We start from the raw sequence: 24,663 nt of genomic DNA, 5'->3' as shown, positions 1-24,663 counted from the left end.
ATCGCCGTGATGGTGATCAGGATGGAAACGCCGTACCAGAGAAAACGCTTGCCGACGAAGTCGTAGCCGACCTCACCGCGGTACAGCTTGGCGCCGAGATCTCCCAGCTTCGACATCTCTCACGCCTCCTTTGCTTCGACGGGGGCGGGGGCGGAACCGGTACGGCGGGACCGGCGCAGCGGGGGCTTGGCACCCAGCCGCTTCGGGTCCAGCCCGGACCACGGGTGACCGCTGGCGAAGAACTTCGTGCGCGCCAGCAGCGTCATGACGGGCTTGGTGAAGAGGAACACCACGACCACGTCGAGCAGGGTCGTCAGACCCAGGGTGAAGGCGAAGCCCTGCACCTTGCCGACGGTCACGATGAACAGCACCGCGGCGGCGAGGAACGACACGAAGTCGGAGACCAGGATCGTGCGCCGGGCGCGCGGCCAGGCCCGCTCGACGGCCGGACGCAGGGTGCGGCCCTCGCGGATCTCGTCACGGATGCGCTCGAAGTACACGATGAACGAGTCCGCCGTGATGCCGATCGCCACGATCGCGCCGCAGACGGCGGGCAGGTTCAGCGCGAAGCCGATGCCCTTCCCGAGCAGCGCCATGATCGTGTAGGTCAGGATCGCGGAGACCAGGAGGCTCAGGATGGCGACGAACGCCAGGCCCCGGTAGTAGACCAGCAGGTAGATCACCACGAGCAGCAGACCGATGGCACCGGCGATCAGGCCGGCCCGCAGCTGCTCGCCGCCGAGGGCGGCGGTGACGGTGGTGACGCTGTCCTCGCTGAAGGAGAGCGGCAGGGCGCCGTACGAGAGCATGTTGCCCAGGTCCTGCGCGGACTGCTGGGTGAAGCCACCCGAGATCTGGGCGTTGCCACCCATGATCGCCTGGCTGACGGACGGGTCCGAGACCACGTCGCCGTCGAGCACGATGGCGAACTGGTTCTGCGGCATCTGCTTGGCCGCCAGCTCGCCGGTGACCTTCGCGAAGGCGTCGGAGCCGCGGTCGTTGAAGTCCATCGTGACGATCCACTGACCCGACTGCGGGTCGATGACGCCCTTGGCGCTCTTCACGTCCTTGCCCTCGACCGCGGCCGGGCCCAGGACCCACTTGCCCCAGGCTCCGCCGCGCTGACCGCAGGCGAGCGTCGGGTCCGTGGGCTTGGCGCCCTTGATGGCGGCGCGCTGCTTCTCGTCCGTGCAGTCGAGCGCGGCGAACTTGGCCTGCAGGTCGGCGGCGGCCGCCTCGTCACCCGTCGCAGGAGCGGACGCGGACGGGGACGGGGCCTTGGTGTCGTCTGCCTTCTTCGACTCGCTCGCCGAGGGCGAGGGAGTGGCGGTGGCGGCCGGGGCCTTGAGGGCCTCGCTGAGCGCACGGCCCTGGGAAGTGGCGCTGGACGACGGGGTGGCGGAGGGGCTGGCCTTCTTGCCGTCCTCGGCCTTGGGGGCACCGGAGCCGCTCGCGGAGGGGCTCGGGCTCGGGGTGCCCTCGGGCGCGGCTGGGGCGCCGTCCGCGAACGCGATGACCGGGCGGAAGTAGAGCTGGGCGGTCGTGCCGACCTGCTCGCGCGCCTGCTGCTCGTTCGTCCCCTTGGGGATGTTCACGATGATGTGGTCGCGGCCCTGGGTCTGGACCTCCGCCTCGGACACGCCGAGACCGTTGACGCGGCGGTCGATGATGCCGACCGCCGTGTTCATGTTGGTCTCGTTGATGGCGTTCTCTTTGCCGGGCTCGCTCTTGGCCTTGAGCGTGATGCTCGTGCCGCCGGCGAGGTCGATGCCCAGCCGGGGAGTCGTCTGCTTGGAGATGAACATCCCCGCGGTGAGCGCCACCATCGCGATCAGGATGATCGCCAGGGCACGCCCCGGCCTCCCCTGAGCCCCCGTGGGCCGCCGGCCCTTCTTCGGTGCTGCCACCTTGTCGTTTCTCCCTGTCCAACCGCCCCGCGCCGGGTCAGCGCGCGGACGGCCACGAAATGTGTGGTGGGGACCCCTGCCCCCCGCAGAAGTGTCACTGACGGGGACCGCTTCGGCCGCCGGTCCGGCGCCTCCACGGTCCCCGGCCGCGCGCTACTTCGCGCCGGCCTCGCCGTCGGTCTTGCCGTCCTTGGGCTCTTCGTCGCCCTCGGCCCCGTCCTTCTTGCCCAGGTCGAGCTTGGGAGCCTCGTCCTCGCCCTTGTCCTTGACGAGGTCCGTCTTCGGCTCCTCGGTGAGGGAGGAGGCGTCGTCCGGGACGACCGGCGTGTCGGTCGTCACGTCATCGCTGATGCCGTGGACGATGCGGTTGTACTCCGCGTCGTCGAGCACGGCGCCGATGGCGTTCTTGGCGAAGATCGCGTGGACGCCGGGAGCCACCTCGAGGGTGACGGTGTCGTCACCGATCTCCTTCACCGTGGCGTACATGCCGCCGATGGTGCGGACCCCGGTGCCGGGCGTCATGTGGTCGCGCATCTGCGCGGCTGCCTGCTGCTTCTTCTTCGCGGAGCGGGTCATCAGGAACATCGCCCCGATGAGCACGATGAACGGGAGGAGTGTCACGAGATTCACGGGACGGAGATCCTTCGCACGACCGCACGCGGACGGCGGCCTTTTCTACGGGGGGTGGGCATACCGACCCGAAGGGTCGGCATCGGCGGAGTCTAGGCGAGTCCGCACCGATGGAACAACGCCCAGCATGGCACCGCAGTTCCTGAGGGGGCGAACCTCCGCGCCGTCAGGCCCCGAACAAGCCCTGTTGTCCGCTTGATCCACTCCCACCGTGCTGCGGCGGGACGAGCTCCAGGTGAGCCCATGCGGCGGGCGTCGCGACCCGTCCCCGGGGGGTGCGCGCGAGCAGGCCCTCGCGGACCAGGAAGGGCTCCGCGACCTCTTCCACGGTCTCCCGCTCCTCCCCCACGGCCACGGCGAGGGTGGAGAGCCCGACGGGACCGCCGCCGAACAGTTTGAGCAGCGCCTCCAGGACGGCCCGGTCCAGCCGGTCGAGGCCGCGCGCGTCCACCTCGTACACCTGGAGGGCGGTACCGGCCACCTCCCGGTTGATCACGCCGTCCGCCCGGACCTGGGCGTAGTCGCGGACGCGGCGCAGCAGGCGGTTGGCGATGCGCGGGGTCCCGCGGGAGCGCCCGGCGATCTCGGCGGCGCCGTCGGTGTCGATCTCCACGTCGAGGAGACGGGCGGAGCGGTGGATGACGCGCTCCAGCTCCTCGGGGGCGTAGAACTCCATGTGCCCGGTGAAGCCGAAGCGGTCCCGCAGCGGCGGAGGCAGCAGTCCGGCCCGGGTGGTGGCCCCGACCAGGGTGAAGGGCGGCAGCTCCAGCGGGATCGCGGTGGCCCCGGGACCCTTGCCGACGATCACGTCGACGCGGAAGTCCTCCATGGCCATGTAGAGCATCTCCTCGGCGGGCCGGGACATGCGGTGGATCTCGTCGAGGAAGAGGACCTCGCCCTCCTGGAGGGAGGACAGGATGGCGGCGAGGTCGCCGGCGTGCTGGATGGCGGGGCCGGAGGTGATGCGGATGGGCGCGCCCATCTCGGCCGCGATGATCATCGAGAGCGTGGTCTTGCCGAGGCCGGGCGCGCCGGAGAGCAGGACGTGATCGGCGGTGGCCCCGCGCTGCCTGGCCGCCTTCAGGACCAGGTCCAGCTGCTGGCGGACCTTCTCCTGGCCGACGAACTCCCCGAGGTCCTTGGGCCGCAGCGCCGCCTCGACGGCGGTGTCCTCGCCGTCCGCCGAGGCCGCGACGAGTCGCTCGCTCTCGTCTGCGTTGGTCTCGTCGTCCCAGTTCACGGTGTCACTCTGCCCTATCGTTCGCGTGCGGGTGGTCGGGCCCCTGCGGCGTACGAGGAGCGGGGTGCGGGGCGGAGCCCTTCGGCCTCGCCGGGGGTGAGGTGCGGGTCCGGTCCCCGGCGGCGGCGGGCGGCTAGCGGGCTCGGTTCAGGGACTGGAGGGCGGCTCGCAGGAGCTGCGGGACCGGGGCCGAACCGCCGGCGGCGATCGCGGCTTCGGCCTGCGGCGTCACCGCCGAGACGGCCTCCTCCGCCTCGCGCGACGCGTAGCCCAGCCCGATCAGCGCGGCGGACAGCTGTTCGGTCCACGGGGCGGGCCCACTGGCGACGGCCCGCTGCGCCCCCACCAGGGCGCCCGCGCCCAGGGGGGCGCCCAGCTTGCCCTTCAGTTCCAGCAGCAGCTTCTGCGCGCCCTTCTTGCCGATGCCGGGCACCGCCACCAGCGCTTTCTCATCTCCCGTGGAGACGGCCAGCCGCAGCGCGTCCGGGCGGTGCACGCCGAGCATCGCCTGCGCCAGCCTCGGCCCGACGCCGCTCGCGCCCTGGAGGAGCTCGAAGACCTGTCGCTCGTCGTCGTCGGCGAAGCCGTACAGGGTGAGCGAGTCCTCCCGTACGACCAGGGAGGTGGCCAGCCGGGCCTGTTCCCCGATCCGCAGGCCGGCGATGGTGTTGGGCGTGCACTGCACGGCCATGCCCACTCCCCCGACCTCGATCACGGCAAGGGTGGGGGCGAGCGCGGCGACGGGGCCGCTGACGAAGGCGATCATCGGGTACGGCCTTTCGAGCCAGAGGCGTGCAGGGCGACCGCCTGCTGGAGGCGGTTCTGGGCGGGGGCCCGCCAGATGTGGCAGATGGCGAGGGCGAGGGCGTCGGCGGCGTCCGCCGGCCTGGGCGGTTCGGCCAGCCGCAGCAGCCGGGTGACCATCGCGCCGACCTGGGCCTTGTCGGCCCGGCCGCTGCCGGTGACGGCGGCCTTGACCTCGCTCGGGGTGTGCAGGGCGACCGGTATCCCGCGGCGGGCGGCGCACAGCATCGCGACGGCGCTCGCCTGGGCGGTGCCCATCACGGTGCTGACGTTGTGCTGGCTGAACACCCGTTCCACGGCGACCACTTCGGGCCGGTGCGTGTCGAGCCATTCCTCGATGCCCTGCTCGACGGCGACCAGCCGGTGTCCCAACTCCGCGTCCGCGGGCGTGCGTACGACCCCGACCCCGAGCATCGTCAGGGGGCGGCCGGCGACACCTTCGACGACGCCGACACCACATCGCGTCAGCCCCGGGTCCACGCCCAGTACGCGCACCTTCGCCCCCCTCGTTCGCTCATCCGTCCGTGTCGGTGCAGGTTATCGGGCACCACTGACAAAGCAGCGGGCCGACAGGGGTGTGTCCCCGTCGGCCCGCTGCTGCACGGTCTGCGCTCAGGCGTCGACCTTCTCCATGACCTCGTCGGAGACGTCGAAGTTGGCGAAGACGTTCTGCACGTCGTCGCTGTCCTCCAGCGCGTCGATCAGCTTGAAGATCTTGCGCGCGCCCTCTTCGTCCAGCTCGACCTGCATGGTCGGCAGGAAGTTGGAGTCGGCCGAGTCGTAGTCGATGCCGGCTTCCTGGAGCGCGGTGCGGACCGCGACCATGTCGGTGGCCTCGCTGATGATCTCGAAGCTCTCGCCGAGGTCGTTGACCTCTTCGGCGCCGGCTTCGAGCACCGTCTCCAGGACGTCGTCCTCGGTGAGCTCGCCCTTGGGCAGGAGCACGACGCCCTTGCGGTTGAACAGGTACGAGACCGAGCCCGGGTCGGCCATCGAGCCGCCGTTGCGGGTCATGGCGACGCGGACGTCGGAGGCGGCGCGGTTGCGGTTGTCGGTGAGGCACTCGATGAGCACCGCGACGCCGTTCGGGCCGTAGCCCTCGTACATGATCGTCTCGTAGTCGGCGCCGCCGGCCTCGAGGCCGCCGCCGCGCTTGACCGCGGAGTCGATGTTCTTGTTCGGGACCGAGCTCTTCTTGGCCTTCTGGATGGCGTCGAAGAGGGTCGGGTTGCCGTCGACGTCGGCACCGCCCATACGGGCCGCGACCTCGATGTTCTTGATCAGCTTCGCGAAGAGCTTGCCGCGCTTGGCGTCAACCACGGCCTTCTTGTGCTTCGTCGTAGCCCATTTAGAGTGGCCGGACATCTGCCTGTCTCCTTCGCGTCACCAACAATGTTCGCCTCAGATCCTACCGGGACGCCGTTACAGCCCCGCGCGCACCATGTCGACGAAGTACGCGTGAACTCGGTCGTCTCCGGTCAGTTCCGGGTGGAACGAGGTGGCGAGGACGTTGCCCTGGCGCACGGCGACCGTGTGGCCGTCGTACGTGGCGAGCACCTCGGCGGCGCCGCCGACGGACTCGACCCAGGGGGCGCGGATGAAGACGCCCTCCACCGGGCCGCCCTCGATGCCCGCGAAGTCGATCTTCGCCTCGAAGGACTCGTTCTGGCGGCCGAAGGCGTTGCGGCGGACGATCATGTCGATGCCGCCCAGGGTCTCCTGGTCCTCACGGCCGTCCAGGAGCTTGTCGGCCAGCATGATCATGCCGGCGCAGGTGCCGTACACGGGCATGCCGGCGGCCACGCGCTCGCGCAGCGGCTCCAGCATGCCGAAGAGCACGGCCAGCTTCGACATGGTCGTGGACTCGCCGCCGGGGATCACCAGGGCGTCGATCTCGGCGAGCTCCTCGGGACGCCGGACCGGCCTGGCCACGGCGTCCGCCGCGGCCAGGGCGATCAGGTGCTCCCGTACGTCGCCCTGGAGCGCCAGGACACCGATCACGGGGGTGCTCATGTGACTACCAGCCGCGGTTGGCGTAGCGCTCGGACTCGGGGAGGGTGTCGCAGTTGATGCCGACCATGGCCTCGCCCAGGTTGCGGGAGGCGTCCGCGATGATCTTCGGGTCGTCGTAGAAGGTGGTGGCCTTCACGATGGCGGCGGCACGCTTGGCCGGGTCGCCCGACTTGAAGATGCCGGAGCCGACGAAGACGCCCTCGGCACCGAGCTGGCGCATCAGCGCGGCGTCGGCGGGGGTGGCGACGCCACCGGCCGAGAACAGCACCACGGGGAGCTTGCCGAGCTCGGCGACCTCCTTGACCAGCTCGTACGGGGCGCGCAGCTCCTTGGCGGCGGCGAACAGCTCGTTGTTGTCGTAGCCGCGCAGACGGGCGATCTCGTTCTTGATCTGGCGCAGGTGACGGACGGCCTCGACGACGTTGCCGGTGCCGGCCTCGCCCTTCGAGCGGATCATGGCCGCGCCCTCGGCGATGCGGCGCAGGGCCTCGCCCAGGTTGGTGGCACCGCAGACGAAGGGGGTGGTGAACGCCCACTTGTCGGAGTGGTTGACCTCGTCGGCCGGGGTCAGGACCTCGGACTCGTCGATGTAGTCGACGCCGAGGGACTGCAGGACCTGGGCCTCGACGAAGTGGCCGATGCGCGACTTGGCCATGACCGGGATGGAGACGGCCTCGATGATCTCTTCGATCATGTTGGGGTCCGACATGCGGGCGACCCCGCCGTCCTTGCGGATGTCGGCCGGGACCCGCTCCAGGGCCATGACGGCCACGGCGCCCGCGTCCTCGGCGATCTTCGCCTGCTCGGCGTTGACCACGTCCATGATCACGCCGCCCTTCAGCTGCTCGGCCATGCCGCGCTTGACGCGCGAGGTGCCGATCGCCGACTCGGCGGACTGGGGGGAGGTGGGAAGCGTGCTCACGGATGACCTCACTCGAAGGGAACTCGAAAGGAAGACGGGTACTACCTGCCTGAGGAAACCGCACGGGTCAGTCCACTACAAGGGCCAATGTGGAGCCTGTGGCTCCTTCATTTGTCCCCCACGGCCCTAGGTGGGCCGGTCGGCAAGATCCACCGGCGGCTCGTCGTCCATTTCGAAGGCCAGCGGGAACGGCGCGTGCCCGGCCAGTCTGAACCAGCGGACCTTGCGGTGGCGACGCAGCGCGCGGGCGGCCCGTACGGCGTCGTTGTGGAAGCGGCGGGCCATGGGCACCCGGCGGACGGCCGCGGCCAGCTCCTCGGTGGCCTGCACCCCGCCGGGCGCCGCCTTGAGCACCTCGACCTGGTCGGCGTCGGCGAAGACGGCCCGCAGCGCCTGGCTGAGCTCGCTCTCGGCGACCTCCCGGTGCTCCTCCTCGGCCTGCCGGGCGGCGTGCGCGGCCTCGTACAGCACCAGGGAGGAGGCGGGGTCGAGCACGCCGGAGGCGGCCACCTCCAGCACCACGGAGGCCCGCCGTACGAGCTGCGCGTCGAGCGCGGCCCGCGAGGCGTCCATCCGCGAGTGCAGCCGGTCCAGCCGGCCCGCGGTCCAGCTCAGGTAGACCCCGATGACTCCGAGAGCCAGGGCGATCCAGACAAGGGTTTCGATCACGCTGCGCGACCTTACCGCTCCCCGCGGCCCCGGCCCTCATCGCCCCTGACGGGCTGCGGGGCCCGCCCGGTGGGGTCAGGCCGAGGTGTCCTTCGAGAAGCCCAGGCGGGTGCGGAGGCCGGTGCCCCGCTCGTCCTCGGCGACCGCCGCCGCGCCGTCCGTGACCGTTTCGTAGACGGCCAGGATGTCCGCTCCGACCGTGGACCAGTCGAAGCGGCGGACGTGCGCCGAGCCGCTGGCGCTGAGCCGCTCGCGGCGGGCCGGGTCCCGCAGGAGGGCGATCGCCGCCGTGGCCAGCGCGTCGGCGTTCTCGTTGGCGAAGAGGTCGCCGGCCCCGCCCTGGTCCAGGACCTGCGCGAAGGCGTCCAGGTCCGAGGCCAGGACCGCGGCGCCCGCCGACAGAGCCTCAACGAGGATGATGCCGAAGCTCTCGCCTCCGGTGTTCGGGGCGACGTACACGTCGACGCTGCGCAGCAGCCGTGCCTTGTCCTCGTCCGAGACCATGCCGAGGAACTCGACCCGGGGGCGGAGCTCCGCGGGCAGCGAGGCCACCGCCTCCTGCTCGTCGCCGCGGCCCGCGACCAGCAGCCGTACGTCCGGACAGGCCTCCACGATCTTCGGGAAGGCCGCTATCAGCACCGGCATGCCCTTGCGCGGTTCGTCGATGCGGCCGATGAAGCCCAGGGTCTGCCCGGACCAGTCGGGGTTCGGGTCGGCCTTGGCGAAGAAGTCCACGTCGACGCCGTTGGGGATGACGACCGCGTCGCCGCCGAGGTGCTCGACCAGCGTGCGCCGCGCGTACTCGCTCACCGCGATCCGCGCGCTGATCTTCTCCAGGGCCGGCTGGAGGATCGGGTACGCCGCGATCATGGCGCGCGAGCGCGGGTTCGAGGTGTGGAACGTGGCCACGATCGGGCCCTGCGCCGCCCAGCAGGACAGCAGCCCCAGCGAGGGCGAGGCCGGCTCGTGGATGTGGATCACGTCGAAGGTGCCGTCGTGCAGCCAGCGGCGGACCCGCGCGGCGGAGAGGAACCCGAAGTTCAGGCGGGCGACCGAGCCGTTGTACGGCACCGGCACGGCCCGCCCGGCCGAGACCACGTAGGGCGGCAGCGGGGTCTCGTCGTCCGCCGGGGCCAGGACCGACACCTCGTGGCCGAGACGGATCAGGTGCTCGGCCAGATCCCGGATGTGGAACTGGACGCCACCGGGCACGTCCCACGAGTACGGGCACACGATGCCGATCCTCACAGCGCGCGCTCCTCCAGGTCGTCCAGCCACAGTCGCTGCAGCATGTGCCAGTCCTCCGGGTGTTCGGCGATGCCCCGGGCGAAGGCGTCGGCCACCGCCTGCGTCATGACGACGGTCTTCTCGATCCGGGTGCCCGTCTTCGGCACGGCCACCTCGGGATGGATCCGGCCGTACATCTTCGGCGTGTCGCCGTAGTGCAGGGTGGCCGGGAGCAGGACCGCGCCCGTCTGCTGGGCCAGCAGCGCGGGCCCGGCCGGCATCCGCGCCGTGGAGCCGAAGAAGTCCACCTCGACCCCGGAGGCCGACAGGTCCCGGTCGGCGACCAGGCAGACCAGTCCGCCGGAGCGCAGCCGGCGGGCGAGCGTGCCGAAGGCGGCGCCGCCGCTGTGCGGCAGGACCTCCATGCCCAGGCTCTCCCGGTAGGCCACGAAGCGGTCGTAGAGGCTCTCGGGCTTGAGCCGCTCGGCGACCGTGGTGAACGGCACCCCGATGTGGCCGATGGCCCAGGCCCCGGCGAGGTCCCAGTTGGCGAGGTGCGGCAGCGCGACGACGACCCCGCGCCCGGAGGCGAGGGCGTCGCGCAGGATGTGCTCGTCCTCGAACTCGACGTCTGTGCCGAACCGCTGCGGGTCCATGGTCGGCAGCCGGAAGGACTCCATCCAGTACCGCATGTACGAGCGCATGCCCGCCCGGGACAGCTCGCGCAGCCGCTCCGGGCCGGCGTCGGGCACCACCCGGGCCAGGTTCGACTCCAGCCGCAGCACGCTCTTGCCGCGCCGCTTCCACACGAAGTCCGCGATCCGCCGGCCGAGGGCCACCGCGGCCGGCTCGGGCAGCTTCTTGACCCCGGCCCAGCCGAGCCCGTACAGCCCGCTGACCAGCTTGTCCTGTGCGCTGCCCATCAGGCGGCGCCACCGTCGGCGGCGGCGGCCTCGGCGTCGGCCTCGGCCGACTCGCGGCGTACGGTGACCACCCGCTGGATCAGGGTGACGAGCGAGCCCACGGCCACGATCCACAGCGCGATCGGCAGCAGCACCCCGATCCAGGACGGCACGCCGAAGGTCTGCAGGCCCGAGAGACCGGCCGCGACCAGCGAGATCACCAGGCGCTCGGCCCGTTCGATCAGCCCGTTGACGGCCACCGGCAGCCCGATCGACTCGCCGCGCGCCTTGGTGTACGACACCACCTGGCCGCTGGCCAGGCAGAAGATCGCCACCGCGCAGAGCACGTTGTCGTTCCCGGATCCGGCGTACCAGAGCGCGAGACCGCCGAAGATCGCCGCGTCCGCCACCCGGTCCAGGGTGGAGTCGAGGAAGGCTCCCCAGCGGCTGGAGATCCCGGCCTGGCGGGCCATGTTCCCGTCCACCAGGTCGGAGAAGACGAAGAGGGTGATGGTGATCGTGCCCCAGAAGAACTCGCCGCGGGGGAAGAAGACCAGCGCTCCCGCCACCACTCCGGCCGTGCCGATCAGGGTGACCGCGTCCGGGCTCACCCCCCGCCGGAGCAGAAAAGCGGCGAATGGCGTGAGAACACGCGTGAAGAATGCACGCGCGTACTTGTTCAGCATGGCCTTCCCGGAGGGTCGCTGGGCCGCACGGCCACCACGGCCACCGGCTGGCCCATCGTAGCCAGCGCGCCGCCGCCCGAACGCCCCGCACCCACCGGTTCGTGCCGCGTAAGACGTACTTCACGTCACGGACGCCCTCCGGTGCGCCCCGCGTACGCGCCCGGTACGACGTATGGACGCGGTGTGACACCAGTGCAAAGCTCGAAGAACCCCGTGTTCCTCATCCGCGGAAGCGCGCGAGGAACCGATCACGCCACCGATCGGGAAACCGGTCACGGAACCCACCCTCCTCACCGTCACCACCGGGAGGTACGAGCACCATGGGAGCCACTTCACACCACGCCGGAGCCGCCGGCAGGGCACTGACGGCCGACCGCCCCTCCTCCATCCGGAACGTCGTGCTGGTCGGCCACAGCGGATCGGGCAAGACCACGCTGGTCGAGGCCCTCGCCCTGACCGCCGGAGCGGTCAACCGCGCCGGCCGCGTCGAGGACGGCGCCACCGTCTCCGACTACGACGAGATCGAGCACCGCCGGCAACGCTCCGTACAGCTCTCCCTCGTCCCCGTCGAATGGGGCGGGATCAAGATCAATATCCTGGACACCCCCGGATACGCCGACTTCGTGGGGGAACTCAGGGCCGGTCTGCGCGCCGCGGACGCGGCCCTTTTCGTCGTCTCGGCCTCGGACGGCATCGACGGGGCCACCCGCATGGTCTGGGACGAGTGCGAGGCCGTCGGCATGCCCCGCGCCATCGTCGTGACGCACCTGGAGGCCGCCCGCTCCGACTACGCGCAGATGACCACCGTCTGCGGCGAGATCTTCGGTGCCGAGGACCCGGACGCGGTCATCCCCCTCTACCTCCCCCTGCACGGGCCCGCCGGACCGGACGGCCACGCCCCCGTCACCGGCCTCCTCGGCCTGCTCTCCCAGCGCGTCTACGACTACTCCTCCGGCGAGCGCGTGGAGCGCGACCCGGACCCCGCCGAGCTCGCGCTGATCGCCGACGCCCGCTCCCGCCTCATCGAGGGGATCATCGCGGAGAGTGAGGACGAGAGCCTCATGGACCGCTACCTCGGCGGCGAGGACATCGACGTCAAGACCCTCGTGGACGACCTGGAGCGGGCCGTCGCCCGCGGCGCCTTCCACCCCGTCCTGATGGCCGCGCCCGCCGGCGACGGCGCCCGCCAGGGGCTCGGCACGGTGGAACTCCTCGAACTGGTCACCGGCGGGTTCCCCACCCCGCTGGAACGCGCCGCCGTCACCGTCACCCGGCCCGACGGCTCCGCCCGTCCCGAGGTCACCTGCGATCCCGCCGGCCCCCTCGTCGCCGAGGTCGTCAAGACCTCCTCCGACCCCTACGTCGGGCGCGTCTCGCTCGTCCGCGTGTTCTCCGGCACCCTGAACCCCGAGGAGACCGTCCACGTCAGCGGGCACGGGCTCGCCGACCGCGGCCACGAGGACCACGACGTCGACGAGCGGATCGGCACCCTCACCGCCCCCTTCGGCAAACAGCAGCGCGCCCTGAACCGGTGCATCGCCGGCGACCTGGCCTGCGTGGCCAAGCTCACCCGCGCGGAGACCGGCGACACCCTCTCCGCCAAGGACGACCCGCTCCTCATGGAGCCGTGGACCATGCCCGACCCGCTGCTCCCCCTCGCCATCGAGGCCCACAGCAAGGCCGACGAGGACAAGCTCTCCCAGGGCCTGGCCCGGCTCGTCGCCGAGGACCCCACCATGCGGCTGGAGCAGAACCCGCACACCCACCAGCTCGTCCTGTGGTGCCTCGGCGAGGCCCACCAGGACGTCGCCCTGGAGCGGCTGCGCACCCGCTACGGCGTCCAGGTCGACCCCGTCCCGCACAAGGTGAGCCTGCGCGAGACCTTCGGCGCCAAGGCCGCCGGCCGCGGCCGGCACGTCAAACAGTCCGGCGGCCACGGCCAGTTCGCCATCTGCGAGATCGAGGTGGAGCCGCTGCCGCCGGGCAGCGGCATCGAGTTCGTCGACAAGGTCGTCGGCGGCGCCGTGCCCCGCCAGTTCATCCCGTCCGTGGAGAAGGGCGTACGCGGCCAGGCCGCCCGCGGGGTCGCGGCCGGCTACCCGCTGGTCGACGTCCGCGTCACCCTCCTCGACGGCAAGGCGCACTCGGTGGACTCCTCCGACGCCGCCTTCCAGACGGCCGGCGCCCTCGCCCTGCGGGAGGCCGCCGCCGAGGCCCGCATCGACCTGCTCGAACCGGTCGCCGAGCTCGCCGTCCTCATCCCCGACGAGTACGTGGGGCCGGTGATGAGCGACCTCGCGGGCCGCCGCGGCCGCGTCGTCGGCACCGACCAGGCCGGCCCGGGGCGCACCCGGGTCCGCGCCGAGATCCCCGAGATCGAGATCGGCCGCTACGCCGTCGAGCTGCGCTCCGTCTCGCACGGTACGGGCCGCTTCGCCCGGGCCTACGCCCGCCACGAGCCCATGCCACCCCAGATCGCCGAAAAGGTGCGCGAACAGGCTGAGAAGGGAAGCTAGTTGACATAGCGACGGGAAAGCCGCCCACCCAACCCGCTTGCGGTGGGCGGCATTTCCCTGTCCCATGACCATGGGGCGAGATCCGCCGATAGGCTCGTCGGCGCACCAAAAGAGCATGAACGCACAGCGATGGGGGCAGCGGTGGCGGACGACGGATTCGACTTCAGGCCCGGAGCGCAGATTCCTCTCCAGGGTGGTGGGGGGCAGACGGCGGCGACCAACGCCCTGGCCTCGGCCGCGTACCGCGACGGCGGCAAGGACTGCAGGCTGGAGAAGATACTCACCGCGAACAGCGAGCTCCACCCGGCCACGGTCAAGCCCCCGAAGATCTCCCTGTTCGAGCCCAGCCTCGGCGAGGCCTTCTGCCGGGCCGTCGAGGCCCGCACCCTCGGCCCGGGCCGCAAGCCGCTGATCCAGTCCTTCGGGGCCGATCCGCAGACCGTCGTCGAGCACTGCCTGGCCGCCTCCCGCATCCGCAAGGAGCGCGACCGCCGGCTCCGGCTGATCACGCTGGTCTGCGGGGTGCTGTTCCTGCCCGGTCTGCTCCTGTGGCTGGGCCTGTTCCAGCTCCGCAAGAGCCTGGCCGGCAAGGGGCGCGGCTCCTGGATCGGCACCACGATCCTGGTCGGCGTGGGCGTCGTGGTCGCCATCCTGATGTTCCGGCTGCCGCTCACCGGCTTCCTCGGCCTCTACGCACGCGGCATGATCATCGCCCCGGCCCTGGGCTGGCTGCTCGCCCGCCGGACCTGCGAGGCCACCGCCAGGGACCTGCGCGCCCGCTGGGACGGACTGCTCTCCGGCGACGGGATCGGTGCCAAGATCCCCGAGGCCGTGCCGGGCAACCCGGACGAGAAGGCCCGCGAGGACCTGCGCCACCAGCTCGCCAAGCTCACCGCCGAGGACCGCAGCAACCAGGTCTTCTACGCGGGTCCCAAGGGCATCCTCGGCATGGGCACCCGCTGGGGCAGCTGGCAGATGGCCGAGGAGCTCGCCCCCAGGACCGAGGGGATGGAGATCCACCCCTTCCGCAGCTGGGACGTCATACGCGGGATCGACGCCGAGCTGCGCAAGCTGGAGCGGGGCCCCCTGCACACCGGCGGCTTCCCGCCCGCCGCGATCCAGCACTGGATCGTCACCCCGGTCGGCGAGGGCGCGGCCGAGGTCGCCCGCCCCACCGGCGAGAACGTCGACGCCTTCCTCGTCAAGCCGCACGAGATCACCCGGATCTGCAACGAGCAGCAGTTCAACGCCGGGAACCGGCACTACCTGGGCATCCAGTACCCGCTCTGGGACGGCCAACTGGTCATCAACATGCTGGTCACGGTCACCGTGCTCTACAAGACCCTGCGCGTGGACGTCACCGCGCACGCCCTGGGCCCCGTACACGGTCTGTTCACGACGAAGTCCGCGGCCCCGGTGGTGGAGGTCCCCAAGAGCATCCGCTTCTGGGAGACCGTGGAGCGCCCGCTGGCGCTGGTGGACGCCCAGGAGGTGGTACGGCTGGCCGTGCGGGCCCCGCTGACCTGGTACCCGCCGATCCTGGACTTCTTCGGCGGCAAGCTGGTCCTGCCCGAGCCCTTCGGTCTGCGGCACGTCTGGGCGAGCTCGATGTGGCGCCACCGGTTCATGGCCGACGACGCCCTGCGCACGGTGGCTCCGGTCCTGCGGGCGATCCACGCCGCCACCTTCAGGGTGCTGGAGGAGAACGGCGTCGACACCGACCGCTTCACCAACCGCTCCTCGATCATGAGCGGCCTCATCCAGGAGCCGGCGCCGCGCAAGGCCGACGTCTACGACGCGTAGGTAGCCTGGGGCCAGGCGGAGGGCTACCCGCAGGAGGGACCATGACCGAGCGCAAACCGCCCGGCGTCAGCGTCGAGTCCTTCGTGGACCGGCAGATCCGGCAGGCCGCCGAGCGGGGCGAATTCGAGAACCTGCCCGGCTACGGCAAGCCGCTGGCCTCCCTCGACGCGCCGTACGACGAGCTGTGGTGGGTCAAGGGCAAGCTGCACCGCGAGGGTTTCGCCGTCCTGCCCCCGGCGCTCGCGCTGCGCAAGGAGGCCGAGGACGCCCGGGAGACCGCCCTCGCGGCCCGTTCCGAGCGTCAGGTACGGGACGTCCTCACGGCGGTCAACGAGAAGATCCGGGCCGCCCTGCTCAGGCCCCCGCCGGGACCGCCCCTGGGCCTGACCGAATTCGACGTCGAGGCCGTCCTGCGGACGTGGCGCGAGGGCCGCGAGGGCCGCGGGGACCGGCCGGCCGGCTGATCCGCGCGGATCAGGCGCCGATCAGTCGCCGATCAGGCGACGGGCCAGGCGTCGGCGAGCATCTGGCGGGTGTCCGCCAGCAGCTGCGGCAGCACCTTGGTGTGGCCGACGACCGGCATGAAGTTCGTGTCCCCGCCCCAGCGGGGCACGATGTGCTGGTGCAGGTGCGCGGCGATGCCGGCCCCGGCGGCGGCGCCCTGGTTCATGCCGATGTTGAAACCGTGCGCACCCGACGCCTTGCGCAGCGCGACCATCGCCCGCTTCGTGAGGTCCGCGAGTTCGGCCGTCTCCAGGGCGTCGAGCTCGGTGTAGTCGGCGACGTGCCGGTACGGGACGACCATGAGGTGGCCGCCGTTGTACGGGTAGAGGTTCAGCACGGCGTAGACGTGCCGGCCACGGGCCACGACCAGGCCGTCCTGGTCGGACATCTCCGGAATCCCGCAGAAGGGACAGCCGTCCCCGGCCTCCGGGCCGGTCGGCTTGTTCTCCCCCTGGATGTAGGCCATCCGGTGGGGCGTCCACAGACGCTGGAACGCGTCCTGCGTGCCCACACCGATCTGCTGCTCCGGCTCAATCGTCATGGCGGCAAGCATATGACCTTGCCTTCGCCGACGAGGAAGGCCCCCGGGAAGTGATCACTTCCCGGGGGCCCTGCTCAGGGGACCGGCGCGCGGATCAGACCTGGACGCGGTCCGCGACGACCTTGGCCAGCTTGGCCAGGGCCTCGTCCTTGGCGATGCCGTTCTCCTGCGAACCGTCGCGGTAGCGGAAGGAGACCGTGCCCGCCGCCATGTCCTCGTCACCGACGATGATCATGAACGGGACCTTGAGCTTCTGGTGGTTGCGGATCTTCTTCTGCATGCGGTCGGAGGAGGCGTCCACCTCGACCCGCAGGCCCTTCTTCTTCGCCTCGGCGGCGAACTCCTGGAGGTACTCCACGTGCCCGTCGCCGATCGGGATGCCGACGGCCTGGACCGGGGCCAGCCACGGCGGCATGGCGCCCGCGTAGTGCTCCAGCAGGACGGCGAAGAAGCGCTCGATGGAGCCGAACAGCGCGCGGTGGATCATGACCGGGCGCTGGCGGGAGCCGTCCGGGGCGGTGTACTCCAGGTTGAAGCGCTCCGGCAGGTTGAAGTCCAGCTGCACGGTCGACATCTGCCAGGTACGGCCGATGGCGTCGCGCGCCTGCACGGAGATCTTCGGGCCGTAGAAGGCCGCGCCGCCCGGGTCGGGGGTCAGCGGGAGGCCCTGCTTCTCGGCCACCTGCTGGAGGACCGCGGTCGCCTCCTCCCAGACCTCGTCCGAGCCGACGAACTTCTCCGGGTCCTTGGTCGACAGCTCCAGGTAGAAGTCGGTCAGACCGTAGTCGCGCAGCAGGTTCAGCACGAAGGTGAGCGTGCGGTCGAGCTCCTCCGCCATCTGCTCACGGGTGCAGTAGATGTGCGCGTCGTCCTGGGTGAAGCCGCGGGCACGGGTCAGGCCGTGCACCACGCCGGACTTCTCGTACCGGTACACGGTGCCGAACTCGAACAGGCGCAGCGGCAGTTCGCGGTAGGAGCGGCCGCGCGCGTCGAAGATCAGGTTGTGCATCGGGCAGTTCATGGGCTTGAGGTAGTAGTCGGTACCACCGTCGAGCTGCATGGGGGGGTACATGCCCTCCGCGTACCAGTCCAGGTGGCCGCTCTTCTCGAAGAGGGCGCCCTTGGTGGCGTGCGGGGAGTAGACGAACTCGTAGCCCTCCTCCTCGTGCCGGCGGCGCGAGTAGTCCTCCATGGTCCGGCGGATGATGCCGCCGCGCGGGTGGAAGACGGCGAGGCCGGAGCCGATCTCGTCCGGGATGGAGAAGAGGTCCAGCTCGTTGCCGAGCTTGCGGTGGTCGCGCTTCTCGGCCTCGGCGAGGAAGTCGAGGTGGGCCTTCAGCTCCTCCTTCGACGGCCACGCGGTGCCGTAGATGCGCTGGAGCATCGGGTTCTTCTCGCTGCCGCGCCAGTAGGCGGCGGCGTTGCGCATGAGCTTGAAGGCCGGGATGTTGCGGGTGGTGGGCAGGTGGGGACCGCGGCAGAGGTCCTTCCAGCACAGCTCGCCGGTCTTCGCGTCGAGGTTGTCGTAGATGGTCAGCTCGCCGCCGCCCACCTCGACGTTCGCGCCGTCGTCGGTCGACGCGGCGCCCTTGATGCCGATGAGCTCCAGCTTGTACGGCTCGTCGGCGAGCTCCTCGCGGGCCGCCTCGTCGGTGACGACGCGGCGGGAGAAGCGCTGGCCGCGCTTCTGGATCTCCTGCATCTTCTTCTCGACGGCCTTCAGGTCCTCCGGGGTGAAGGGCCGGGCCACGTCGAAGTCGTAGTAGAAGCCGTCCCGGACCGGCGGGCCGATGCCCAGCTTGGCCTCGGGGAAGAGCTCCTGCACGGCCTGCGCCATGACGTGCGCGGTCGAGTGGCGCAGGATGTTCAGGCCGTCCTCGGAGGAGATCTCCACCGGCTCGACGGTCTCGCCGTCCTTCACCTCGTACGCGAGGTCCTTCAGCTCGCCCGCGACGCGCGCGGCGACGATGGTGCGCTCGCCGGCGAAGAGCTCGGCCGCCGTAGTGCCCGTGGCCACCACGCGCTCGTCCCGCTCGGAATCGCGTTGGATGATCACACGGACGTCTGACACCGGTCTCTCCTGAACTCTGGGGGTGCGCGAGCGAACACTGCGCGCGTGAATCGTACCGAGCGGAGTGGCCGCGCCGCTAAACGGTTACCGCGCGGGCCGGCCCGGGCCCGCCCCGGGCTGCGCCCCGCACCCGGCGCCTCGCCCGCCGGCGGGGCCGGATTGTGCGAGCCTAATCGGCATGCCGAACCCACGGATCCGCCGACTGGACCTGACCGACGACGCCACCGCGAGGGCCGTGCACCGGATCGGGCGGGCGGCGTACGCGGTGGAGGCGGAGCTGATCGGCTTCGACGGCATCCCGGCGCTCGGCGAGAGCCTCGCGCAGATGCGCCGGCAGGAGCTGGACTGGATCGGCGCCGTCTGCGACGGGAGCGGGGAGCTCACCGGCTTCCTCGCCTGGGAGGAGGAGCCGGACGGGGACGTCTCCCTCGACCGCGTCTGCGTGTCCCCGGCGTGGTTCCGCCGGGGCATCGCCTCCCAGCTCCTGCGCCACGCCCTGACCGACCTCTTCCCGGGCCGCCCCGTCAAGGTCACCACGGGCGCCGCCAACACCCCCGCGCTCTCCCTCTACGCACGCCTGGGCTTCACCCGGGGCCCCGACTTCTCCCCCGCCCCGGACTTGGTCATGGCCTCGTTCCGCCGCACTCCTGCCTGATCCTCGCCGCCGTACCGTCCTGAGACGCGGGGGCGAGCTAGTCGTCCGTCGGCAGGACGTCCGCGGGGTCGAAGGGCTCGTCCAGCGACTTCATGAGGCGGTCCCGCTCGACCTCGTCCAGCGGCACCGGCGCCACCCCCGTCGCGTCCGTCAGCCGGCGGAAGCCGCCCCGCCGCTGCAGCCGCCCGCTCACGCGGATCGGCAGGCCGACCAGATGCGCGTGCCCCGCCACCCGGTACGCCTCCTCGTCCAGCGCGGCGCGCACGTACGGGGCCTCCGCCCCCGCGAGGACCCGCAGCCGGACCGTGCCCCCGCCGCCCGGGGCCGAGCGCCGCATCCGGACCACCGCCCCCGCGATGCGGACCGGGACGGCCGGCTCGTCCCGGGTGTACCGCGCCGCCGCGTCCCGCAGCACCGGCAGGTCGCCCGGGGAGAACTCCACCGGCTCCGGCCGGGCCGCGCAGCCCGCCGGGACCCCCGCCGCCGGCGCCCAGGCCAGGGCGATCCGGGCTCCTTCCGTGCCCCGGACCAGCGCGATCAGCGCCTCGGCCAGTTCCCGGCTGACCCCGGCCCGCACGGCGGCGTCGAAGGCCTCCATGCCGCCGGTGGCCCGCCGGTAGTCCACGGCCTCGCGGGCCGCGTGCAGGGCGTGGTGGAGCCGGGTCACGGTCCCCCGGCCGCCGTCGACCGGTACGTACGCGGTCAGCCGCCGGCCGCCCGGGTGCGGGCCCACCAGCACCCCGTCCAGGGCCCGTTCGGCCTGCGCCCGGTGCCGGGCCCCGTGGTACCCGGCGCGGGCCCGCTCGGCCAGGGCGCCGGCGAGCAGCAACTGCCGGGCGGCCGAGCGCAGTTGCTCCTGCACCGTCCACGCGGCCTCGCCCTGGAGTCCGTACGCCCCTTGCGGTATCTCCCGGTCCCAGCGGATCTCGTCGCTGGGCACGCTCAGCCCGTAGAGCACCTCCCGCGCGGAGGGCAGGCCGCTGCGGGTGAGCGCGGTGATCGCCTCCTCGAGCAGGTCGGCGCAGTCGGGGAAGGTGCGGCTCTCGGGGACGAGCAGGCTGGTGGCGGGGCGGGCCGTCGGGTGCGTGGCGGGCGGCGTCCAGCGGCCGTAGCGTCCGGCGGCCCCGCCCCGGCGCAGCCATCCGTGCCGGTGCAGCAGCGCGCCGAGCACGGCCGGATCCACCTGTGCGGGATCGGGGGCGACGGGGTGCGCGGAGTCCGCGAACCCTCCGCAGTCCGGGGACGGCAGCGGTTCCAGGTTCGGCGAGTGCCAGTGCATCAGGGTGTCCCTCCCGACCCGACCCGGGTCATGATCTCGCAGAGCGCCCGGTCGTCGAAGATCCGCGTGGTCGGGATCCGTACGGTGGTCCGGCGCCGGCCGGTCACCGGGTGTCCGGCGAGATTGGTCCAGTAGCAGCAGTGCCGCAGGTCGAGCCGGTCGTGGCCGGCGGCGAGCCACTGGTCGCGCTCCCGCGGGACGAGCATCACGACGAGGATCTTGTGGACGGCGACCGGGGTGCGGGCCAGTTTCACCAGGTGCTCGTTGTCGAGGGTGAACGAGAAGGTGGGCCCGGCCGGCCGGGGCGGTATCTGGTAGGTCGCCTTCAACTGCACCTTGATGGTGACCTCGTCGTCGACGACGTGCTCGGGGGCGCCGTGGCTGACGTGCCAGTCGATGCCGTTGTCCGGGAAGGGCTGGGAGAGCGAGCAGCCGGCCGCGGCGGCGACGGCGTGCAGGTATCCCACCTGGAGGGTTTCCATGCAGGCGGTGGTGGCGAGTGTGCCGCGCAGCGGTCCGGTCCGCGCGTCGTCCGGTGCTCCGGTGCGCGGATCGATCTGCCCCGCCAGCACCCCGCCCGGTTCGGGCTGCGCGAGCGCCATGGCCGGCTCCCCATGCCTTGCGGGCTCTGCCGTGGGTGTGGGATGGGGTGACGACCGGTCATGTGTACGGCCCCCCAGGGGTGTTGTTGCCGCACCCGGGTCATCGCAAACGGCGTACGGGGCAAACAGCCCGGGTATCACCGATGCGGGCGAAGGTGTGGCGTGATCCGGGTGCGCCGCATCTGCCGACCGGGGACGAGGAGTTCGCCATGACACGCTGGTACGAGGGGCCGCTGGCCGCATTCGACACGGAGACCACCGGGGTGGACGTCGAGCAGGACCGGATCGTGTCCGCCGCGCTCATCGTGCAGGAGTGTGCGGGGGGCCGGGTCCGCACCACCCGCTGGCTGGTCAATCCCGGCGTTCCGGTGCCCCCCGGGGCGACGGAGGTGCACGGGCTCACCGACGAGCACCTGCAGCGTCACGGACGCTGGCCGGCGCCGGTGGTGGAGGAGATAGCGCGGGCGCTCGGGGAGCAGCAGGTGGCCGGCCGGCCGGTGGTGGTGATGAACGCGCCGTTCGATCTGACGTTGCTGGACAGGGAGTTGCGGCGGCACCGGGCCTCTTCGCTGGCCCGGTACCTGAACGACCGGCCGCTGACGGTGCTGGATCCGCGGGTGCTGGACAAGCACCTCGACCGCTACCGCAAGGGGCGGCGGACGCTGACGGACCTGTGCGCGCACTACGGGATCGAGTTGGAGGGCGCGCACGACGCGGCGGCGGACGCGATGGCCTCGCTGGAGCTCGTGCGGGCGGTGGGGCGGCGGTTCGCGGCCCGGCTGGAGCGGCTGTCGCCGGCGGAGCTGCACACGCTGCAGGCGGTCTGGCACGCGGCGCAGGCGCGGGGCCTGCAGGCGTGGTTCGCTCGGCAGGGGACGCCGGAGCCGGTCGATCCGCACTGGCCGCTGCGGCCAGACCTGTCGACGGCGGCGTAGGCCGCGCCCGGCCCCGTACATGCGGAAGGCCGGTCCGTCTCGCGACGGACCGGCCTGTCCCGGTGGGCGATACTGGGATCGAACCAGTGACCCCTTCGGTGTGAACGAAGTGCTCTCCCGCTGAGCTAATCGCCCGGGAACGCACTGAACAATACAGAAGGCTCGCGGCTGGTTCAAACCGCTTCCCTCCCCGTGCGTACTCAGTGCGGATCTGAGTACGCCCGCCCATGTCCTGACGGCGTGACCGCCGCCACACTCCCGGTATGAACACCCCTCTGCCGCCGGCCGAAGAGCTGGCGCTCATCGACCGCGAGCTGGCACAACTCGATGCCCGGCGGGTCCATTTGCTGGCCCGCCGGGACTGGCTGCTGCGCCTCCTGCGGCAGTCCGGACCCGCTCCCGCCGGCTGGGGGCAGGTGCCCGCCGGACCGCCGAAGGAGACCTCGGCCCCAAGCGCGCAGAACGTGCTGCTCGTCCTGGGCGCCGTGCTGCTGGCCGTGGCCGCGCTGGCCTTCACGCTGGTCAGCTGGGGGTCGATGGGGATCGCCGGGCGTTCGGCGGTGCTGACGGGGGTGACGGCGGCGGCGCTGCTCGTGCCCGTGCCGCTGCTGCGCCGGGGGCTCGGTTCGACGGCGGAGTCGGTCGCCGCGGTGGGGCTGCTGCTGACGGTGCTGGACGCGTACGGGCTGTACGCGGTCGGCATGCCGGACGCGAACGGCTTCGGGTACGCGGCGGGGGCGGCCGCGGTGCTGGCGGCGGTGTGGGCCGGGTACGGCTCGGCCCTGCGGAAGCTGCGGATCCCGCTGCCGGCGGCGGTGCTGGCGGCGCAGTTCCCGCTGCCGCTGGCCACTCTGGCCGCGCACGGGGGGACGCTGGCGCTCGGCTGGGCGCTGCTGGCGACGGCGGCGCTGGACGGGGCGCTCGCCCTGCGGGCCCGTGCGGCGGCGGCCCCCGCGGCCGTGCTGACCACGGCGGCGCTGGTGATCGGTGTGGCCGAGTCGTGGTCGGCGGGGTCGGCCGGGCAGGCGCTGACTCCGGCGGCGCTGCTGCTGGCGGGCGCGGCGCTGGGCGTGGCGGCGGCCTGGCGGGAGCCGCGCGCCTGGGGCGCCGCGCTGGTGGGCGGTCTGGCGGCGGTGGTGGCGCTCGGTGGCACGGCCCGGCCGGCCCTGACGGATTCGGTCGGCGAGGGTGCGTGGCTGGTCCTGGTGCACCTGCTGGTGGCGCTCCCGCTGCTCGCGGCGGTACGCGTCTCCGCGCTGCCGGCGGCGGTGCGGCGCGGCCTGGCGCGGGCCGGGGTGTCGGTGACGGCCCTGGCGGCGCTGTCGGCGGCCGCCGCGGTGGTTCCCACCCTGCTGGCGCGGCTGCGGGTGCTGGAGGAGGTCTGGGCGGTGACAGCTCCGGCCCCGACGGCGTACGCGCCGGGCGCCGCGGGGGTGCTGGTCCTGCTGACGGCAGCGGGCGCGGCCTGGTGGCTGTCGCGGGTGCTGGCGCGGCCGGAGCCCCTGGTCGTGGCGGTGGTCCTGGCCTGGGCCGGGCTGTTCACGGCCCCGGTGCTGCTCGGCTTCCCGGCGGCGGCGGTGTTCACCGCCCAGCTGGCGGTCACGGGCGCGGCCGGGGTCCTGGCCGTCCGCTCCGCCGTGCGCGGCGCCGGGATCGCGGCGGCCGTGTGCGGGCTGGTGGGGGCCGCGAACGTGTCCGTGGGGGCGCTGGACGGCCGGACGGCGACCTTCGCGGTGTGGGGGCTGCTGGGGGCGGCCTGCGCCGTGGGAGCGGCGTACGGGCCCGCTCCGCGCCCGGTCCGCGCCGGGGCCGCGGTGTGCGCCGTCGGGTACGCCACCGGGGTGCTGGTGGCGGCGGCCGCGGTGACGGACCTGGCGGTGGTCTGGTGGGCGCTGCCGGTGCTCGCGGTCCCGGCGCTGGCGGCGGCGCTCGGGCCGCGGCTGGGCGCCGTACGGGTGCCCGTGGAGATCGCGGCGGCCGTCGCGGGCGCCCTGGCGGTGGGGCTGTCGGCCGGGCGGCCGGGGACCCTGGCCCTGGTCCTGGCCCTGGCCGCGGTGGTCTGTGCGGGGGCCGCGGTGCGCCCGGAGCGGCGCGCGGTGGGCTGGGCGGCGGGGGCGCTGTTCGTCGCGGCGACCTGGGTCCGGCTGGCCGACGCCGGGGTCACGACGCCCGAGGCCTACACGCTGCCGGTGACGGCGCCGGCCCTCGTGGTGGGCTTCCTGCGCCGCCGCGGGGACGCCCGGGCCTCGTCCTGGACGGCGTACGGCCCGGGTCTGGCGGCGACCCTGCTGCCGAGCCTGCTGGCGGCCCTGGACGACCGGGGCTGGGTGCGTCCGCTGCTGCTGGGGCTGACCGCGCTGGCGCTGACCCTGATCGGGGCCCGGCGGCGGCTGCAGGCCCCGCTGCTGCTGGGCGGGGCGGCGCTGGCGGTGGTCGCGGTGCACGAGCTGGCCCCGTACGTGGTGCAGGTCGCGGGGGCGCTCCCGCGCTGGGTGCCGCCGGCCCTGGCGGGCCTGCTGCTGCTGGCGGTGGGAGCGACGTACGAGAAGCGGCTGCGCGACGCCCGGCGGCTGCGGGACGCGATCGGACGGCTGGGGTAACGCCAGAGGCCCGGAGACGGTGAAGTCTCCGGGCCTCTGGTCCGGGTGGGCGATACTGGGTTCGAACCAGTGACCCCTTCGGTGTGAACGAAGTGCTCTCCCACTGAGCTAATCGCCCGGACGCACCGCAAACATTACCGCATGTCAGCGGTGCTCT

General features: G+C 72.4%; 22 protein-coding genes, 2 tRNA genes and 1 pseudogene. 6 read left to right on the top strand and 19 right to left on the bottom strand.

All coding sequences use genetic code 11. The features are described 5' to 3' along the window. From ACFYP3_RS16370 to pgsA, 13 genes and pseudogenes are all read right to left on the bottom strand, one after another. Positions 1-116 (bottom strand): annotated as a pseudogene (locus ACFYP3_RS16370) (protein translocase subunit SecF); the annotation flags it as partial. A gap of 3 nt (positions 117-119) precedes the next feature. Further along, positions 120-1,907 (bottom strand): protein translocase subunit SecD, encoded by a 1,788-nt coding sequence (gene secD, locus ACFYP3_RS16365; RefSeq protein WP_388832171.1) that lies wholly within the window; start codon positions 1,905-1,907, stop codon positions 120-122. Between the two features lie 153 nt (positions 1,908-2,060). Then, on the bottom strand, positions 2,061-2,537 hold the full coding sequence (gene yajC, locus ACFYP3_RS16360) for a preprotein translocase subunit YajC (RefSeq protein ID WP_388832168.1): 477 nt from the start codon (positions 2,535-2,537) through the stop codon (positions 2,061-2,063). 166 nt (positions 2,538-2,703) lie between these two features. Continuing rightward, positions 2,704-3,777, bottom strand: a complete 1,074-nt coding sequence (ruvB, locus tag ACFYP3_RS16355; RefSeq protein WP_388832165.1) for a Holliday junction branch migration DNA helicase RuvB — start codon at positions 3,775-3,777, stop codon at positions 2,704-2,706. 133 nt (positions 3,778-3,910) lie between these two features. After that, complete coding sequence (gene ruvA, locus ACFYP3_RS16350; protein WP_388832162.1) at positions 3,911-4,543, bottom strand: Holliday junction branch migration protein RuvA; 633 nt, start codon at positions 4,541-4,543, stop codon at positions 3,911-3,913. Further along, a complete protein-coding gene (gene ruvC, locus ACFYP3_RS16345) occupies positions 4,540-5,076 on the bottom strand; it encodes a crossover junction endodeoxyribonuclease RuvC (protein WP_388832159.1) in 537 nt (178 codons plus the stop codon). The genes ruvA and ruvC overlap by 4 nt, the downstream gene beginning before the upstream one ends. A gap of 117 nt (positions 5,077-5,193) precedes the next feature. Continuing rightward, a complete protein-coding gene (locus tag ACFYP3_RS16340; RefSeq protein WP_388832157.1) occupies positions 5,194-5,946 on the bottom strand; it encodes a YebC/PmpR family DNA-binding transcriptional regulator in 753 nt (250 codons plus the stop codon). A 57-nt stretch (positions 5,947-6,003) separates the two neighbouring features. Next, positions 6,004-6,594, bottom strand: a complete 591-nt coding sequence (gene pdxT, locus ACFYP3_RS16335) for a pyridoxal 5'-phosphate synthase glutaminase subunit PdxT (protein WP_362803182.1) — start codon at positions 6,592-6,594, stop codon at positions 6,004-6,006. A gap of 4 nt (positions 6,595-6,598) precedes the next feature. Beyond that, positions 6,599-7,516 carry a pyridoxal 5'-phosphate synthase lyase subunit PdxS gene (gene pdxS / locus ACFYP3_RS16330; RefSeq protein ID WP_030010552.1) on the bottom strand — a complete coding sequence of 306 codons (918 nt, stop codon included), beginning with the start codon at positions 7,514-7,516 and terminating at the stop codon, positions 6,599-6,601. A gap of 126 nt (positions 7,517-7,642) precedes the next feature. After that, positions 7,643-8,185, bottom strand: coding sequence for a hypothetical protein (locus ACFYP3_RS16325; protein WP_388832152.1), 543 nt, complete (start codon positions 8,183-8,185; stop codon positions 7,643-7,645). Positions 8,186-8,260: 75 nt separating this feature from the next. Next, a complete protein-coding gene (locus ACFYP3_RS16320) occupies positions 8,261-9,433 on the bottom strand; it encodes a glycosyltransferase family 4 protein (RefSeq protein ID WP_388832149.1) in 1,173 nt (390 codons plus the stop codon). Beyond that, positions 9,430-10,335, bottom strand: coding sequence for a phosphatidylinositol mannoside acyltransferase (locus ACFYP3_RS16315; protein ID WP_388832146.1), 906 nt, complete (start codon positions 10,333-10,335; stop codon positions 9,430-9,432). The genes ACFYP3_RS16320 and ACFYP3_RS16315 overlap by 4 nt, the downstream gene beginning before the upstream one ends. Beyond that, the gene (gene pgsA, locus ACFYP3_RS16310) at positions 10,335-11,000 is read right to left on the bottom strand and encodes a phosphatidylinositol phosphate synthase (protein WP_388832143.1); all 666 of its coding nucleotides are present in this window, start codon (positions 10,998-11,000) and stop codon (positions 10,335-10,337) included. Before pgsA ends, ACFYP3_RS16315 begins: the two co-directional genes overlap by 1 nt. A 320-nt stretch (positions 11,001-11,320) precedes the next feature. Between pgsA and ACFYP3_RS16305 the strand changes: the two genes are divergently transcribed. The 3 genes from ACFYP3_RS16305 to ACFYP3_RS16295 all read left to right on the top strand — a co-directional run bounded on the left by ACFYP3_RS16305 (position 11,321) and on the right by ACFYP3_RS16295 (position 15,783). Further along, a complete protein-coding gene (locus ACFYP3_RS16305; protein ID WP_388832140.1) occupies positions 11,321-13,516 on the top strand; it encodes an elongation factor G-like protein EF-G2 in 2,196 nt (731 codons plus the stop codon). Between the two features lie 141 nt (positions 13,517-13,657). Further along, entirely contained in the window at positions 13,658-15,319 is a 1,662-nt protein-coding gene (locus tag ACFYP3_RS16300) for a hypothetical protein (RefSeq protein ID WP_388832137.1), read from the top strand. Between the two features lie 41 nt (positions 15,320-15,360). Beyond that, positions 15,361-15,783 (top strand): DUF1992 domain-containing protein, encoded by a 423-nt coding sequence (locus ACFYP3_RS16295; RefSeq protein ID WP_388832134.1) that lies wholly within the window; start codon positions 15,361-15,363, stop codon positions 15,781-15,783. A gap of 32 nt (positions 15,784-15,815) precedes the next feature. Here the strand turns inward: ACFYP3_RS16295 and ACFYP3_RS16290 are convergent, their stop codons facing one another. Next, the gene (locus ACFYP3_RS16290; protein WP_388832131.1) at positions 15,816-16,376 is read right to left on the bottom strand and encodes an HIT family protein; all 561 of its coding nucleotides are present in this window, start codon (positions 16,374-16,376) and stop codon (positions 15,816-15,818) included. Between the two features lie 82 nt (positions 16,377-16,458). Then, positions 16,459-18,435: a threonine--tRNA ligase gene (gene thrS, locus ACFYP3_RS16285; RefSeq protein WP_388832128.1), complete on the bottom strand. Its 1,977-nt coding sequence runs from the start codon at positions 18,433-18,435 to the stop codon at positions 16,459-16,461. A gap of 178 nt (positions 18,436-18,613) precedes the next feature. Between thrS and ACFYP3_RS16280 the strand changes: the two genes are divergently transcribed. Beyond that, complete coding sequence (locus ACFYP3_RS16280; RefSeq protein ID WP_388832125.1) at positions 18,614-19,090, top strand: GNAT family N-acetyltransferase; 477 nt, start codon at positions 18,614-18,616, stop codon at positions 19,088-19,090. A 37-nt stretch (positions 19,091-19,127) separates the two neighbouring features. Here the strand turns inward: ACFYP3_RS16280 and ACFYP3_RS16275 are convergent, their stop codons facing one another. Both ACFYP3_RS16275 and ACFYP3_RS16270 read right to left on the bottom strand, forming a co-directional pair. Continuing rightward, on the bottom strand, positions 19,128-20,369 hold the full coding sequence (locus ACFYP3_RS16275) for a hypothetical protein (protein ID WP_388832122.1): 1,242 nt from the start codon (positions 20,367-20,369) through the stop codon (positions 19,128-19,130). Next, positions 20,369-20,971, bottom strand: coding sequence for a DUF4365 domain-containing protein (locus ACFYP3_RS16270; protein ID WP_388832119.1), 603 nt, complete (start codon positions 20,969-20,971; stop codon positions 20,369-20,371). Before ACFYP3_RS16270 ends, ACFYP3_RS16275 begins: the two co-directional genes overlap by 1 nt. 209 nt (positions 20,972-21,180) lie before the next feature. Here ACFYP3_RS16270 and ACFYP3_RS16265 point away from each other — a divergent pair, with 209 nt between their 5' ends. Beyond that, complete coding sequence (locus ACFYP3_RS16265) at positions 21,181-21,906, top strand: 3'-5' exonuclease (RefSeq protein ID WP_376615470.1); 726 nt, start codon at positions 21,181-21,183, stop codon at positions 21,904-21,906. A gap of 63 nt (positions 21,907-21,969) precedes the next feature. On the opposite strand, the gene ACFYP3_RS16260 is transcribed toward ACFYP3_RS16265, so the two are convergent. Further along, positions 21,970-22,041, bottom strand: a tRNA-Val gene (locus ACFYP3_RS16260). Positions 22,042-22,169: 128 nt separating this feature from the next. On the opposite strand from ACFYP3_RS16260, the gene ACFYP3_RS16255 reads away from it, so the two are divergent. After that, complete coding sequence (locus tag ACFYP3_RS16255; RefSeq protein WP_388832115.1) at positions 22,170-24,506, top strand: SCO7613 C-terminal domain-containing membrane protein; 2,337 nt, start codon at positions 22,170-22,172, stop codon at positions 24,504-24,506. A 46-nt stretch (positions 24,507-24,552) separates the two neighbouring features. Here the strand turns inward: ACFYP3_RS16255 and ACFYP3_RS16250 are convergent. Then, positions 24,553-24,624 (bottom strand) — tRNA-Val (locus ACFYP3_RS16250). Between the last annotated feature and the right edge of the window lie 39 nt (positions 24,625-24,663).

Source organism: Streptomyces sp. NPDC005533, from assembly GCF_042871845.1.
In the GTDB taxonomy this organism is placed as follows: domain Bacteria; phylum Actinomycetota; class Actinomycetes; order Streptomycetales; family Streptomycetaceae; genus Streptomyces.
The sequence above is the reverse complement of the archived record's forward strand: the minus strand, read 5'-3'. Positions and strand labels throughout refer to the sequence as shown.

Coding starts and splice junctions, on each gene's coding strand:
- ACFYP3_RS16280 (WP_388832125.1), top strand. CDS start 18,614: ATGCCGAACCCACGGATCCGCCGACTGGACCTGACCGACGACGCCACC.
- ACFYP3_RS16340 (WP_388832157.1), bottom strand. CDS start 5,946: ATGTCCGGCCACTCTAAATGGGCTACGACGAAGCACAAGAAGGCCGTG.
- ACFYP3_RS16305 (WP_388832140.1), top strand. CDS start 11,321: ATGGGAGCCACTTCACACCACGCCGGAGCCGCCGGCAGGGCACTGACG.
- ACFYP3_RS16265 (WP_376615470.1), top strand. CDS start 21,181: ATGACACGCTGGTACGAGGGGCCGCTGGCCGCATTCGACACGGAGACC.
- ACFYP3_RS16270 (WP_388832119.1), bottom strand. CDS start 20,971: ATGGCGCTCGCGCAGCCCGAACCGGGCGGGGTGCTGGCGGGGCAGATC.
- ruvA (WP_388832162.1), bottom strand. CDS start 4,543: ATGATCGCCTTCGTCAGCGGCCCCGTCGCCGCGCTCGCCCCCACCCTT.
- pgsA (WP_388832143.1), bottom strand. CDS start 11,000: ATGCTGAACAAGTACGCGCGTGCATTCTTCACGCGTGTTCTCACGCCA.
- ACFYP3_RS16255 (WP_388832115.1), top strand. CDS start 22,170: ATGAACACCCCTCTGCCGCCGGCCGAAGAGCTGGCGCTCATCGACCGC.
- ACFYP3_RS16295 (WP_388832134.1), top strand. CDS start 15,361: ATGACCGAGCGCAAACCGCCCGGCGTCAGCGTCGAGTCCTTCGTGGAC.
- pdxT (WP_362803182.1), bottom strand. CDS start 6,594: ATGAGCACCCCCGTGATCGGTGTCCTGGCGCTCCAGGGCGACGTACGG.
- ACFYP3_RS16290 (WP_388832131.1), bottom strand. CDS start 16,376: ATGCTTGCCGCCATGACGATTGAGCCGGAGCAGCAGATCGGTGTGGGC.
- ACFYP3_RS16275 (WP_388832122.1), bottom strand. CDS start 20,369: ATGCACTGGCACTCGCCGAACCTGGAACCGCTGCCGTCCCCGGACTGC.
- ACFYP3_RS16315 (WP_388832146.1), bottom strand. CDS start 10,335: ATGGGCAGCGCACAGGACAAGCTGGTCAGCGGGCTGTACGGGCTCGGC.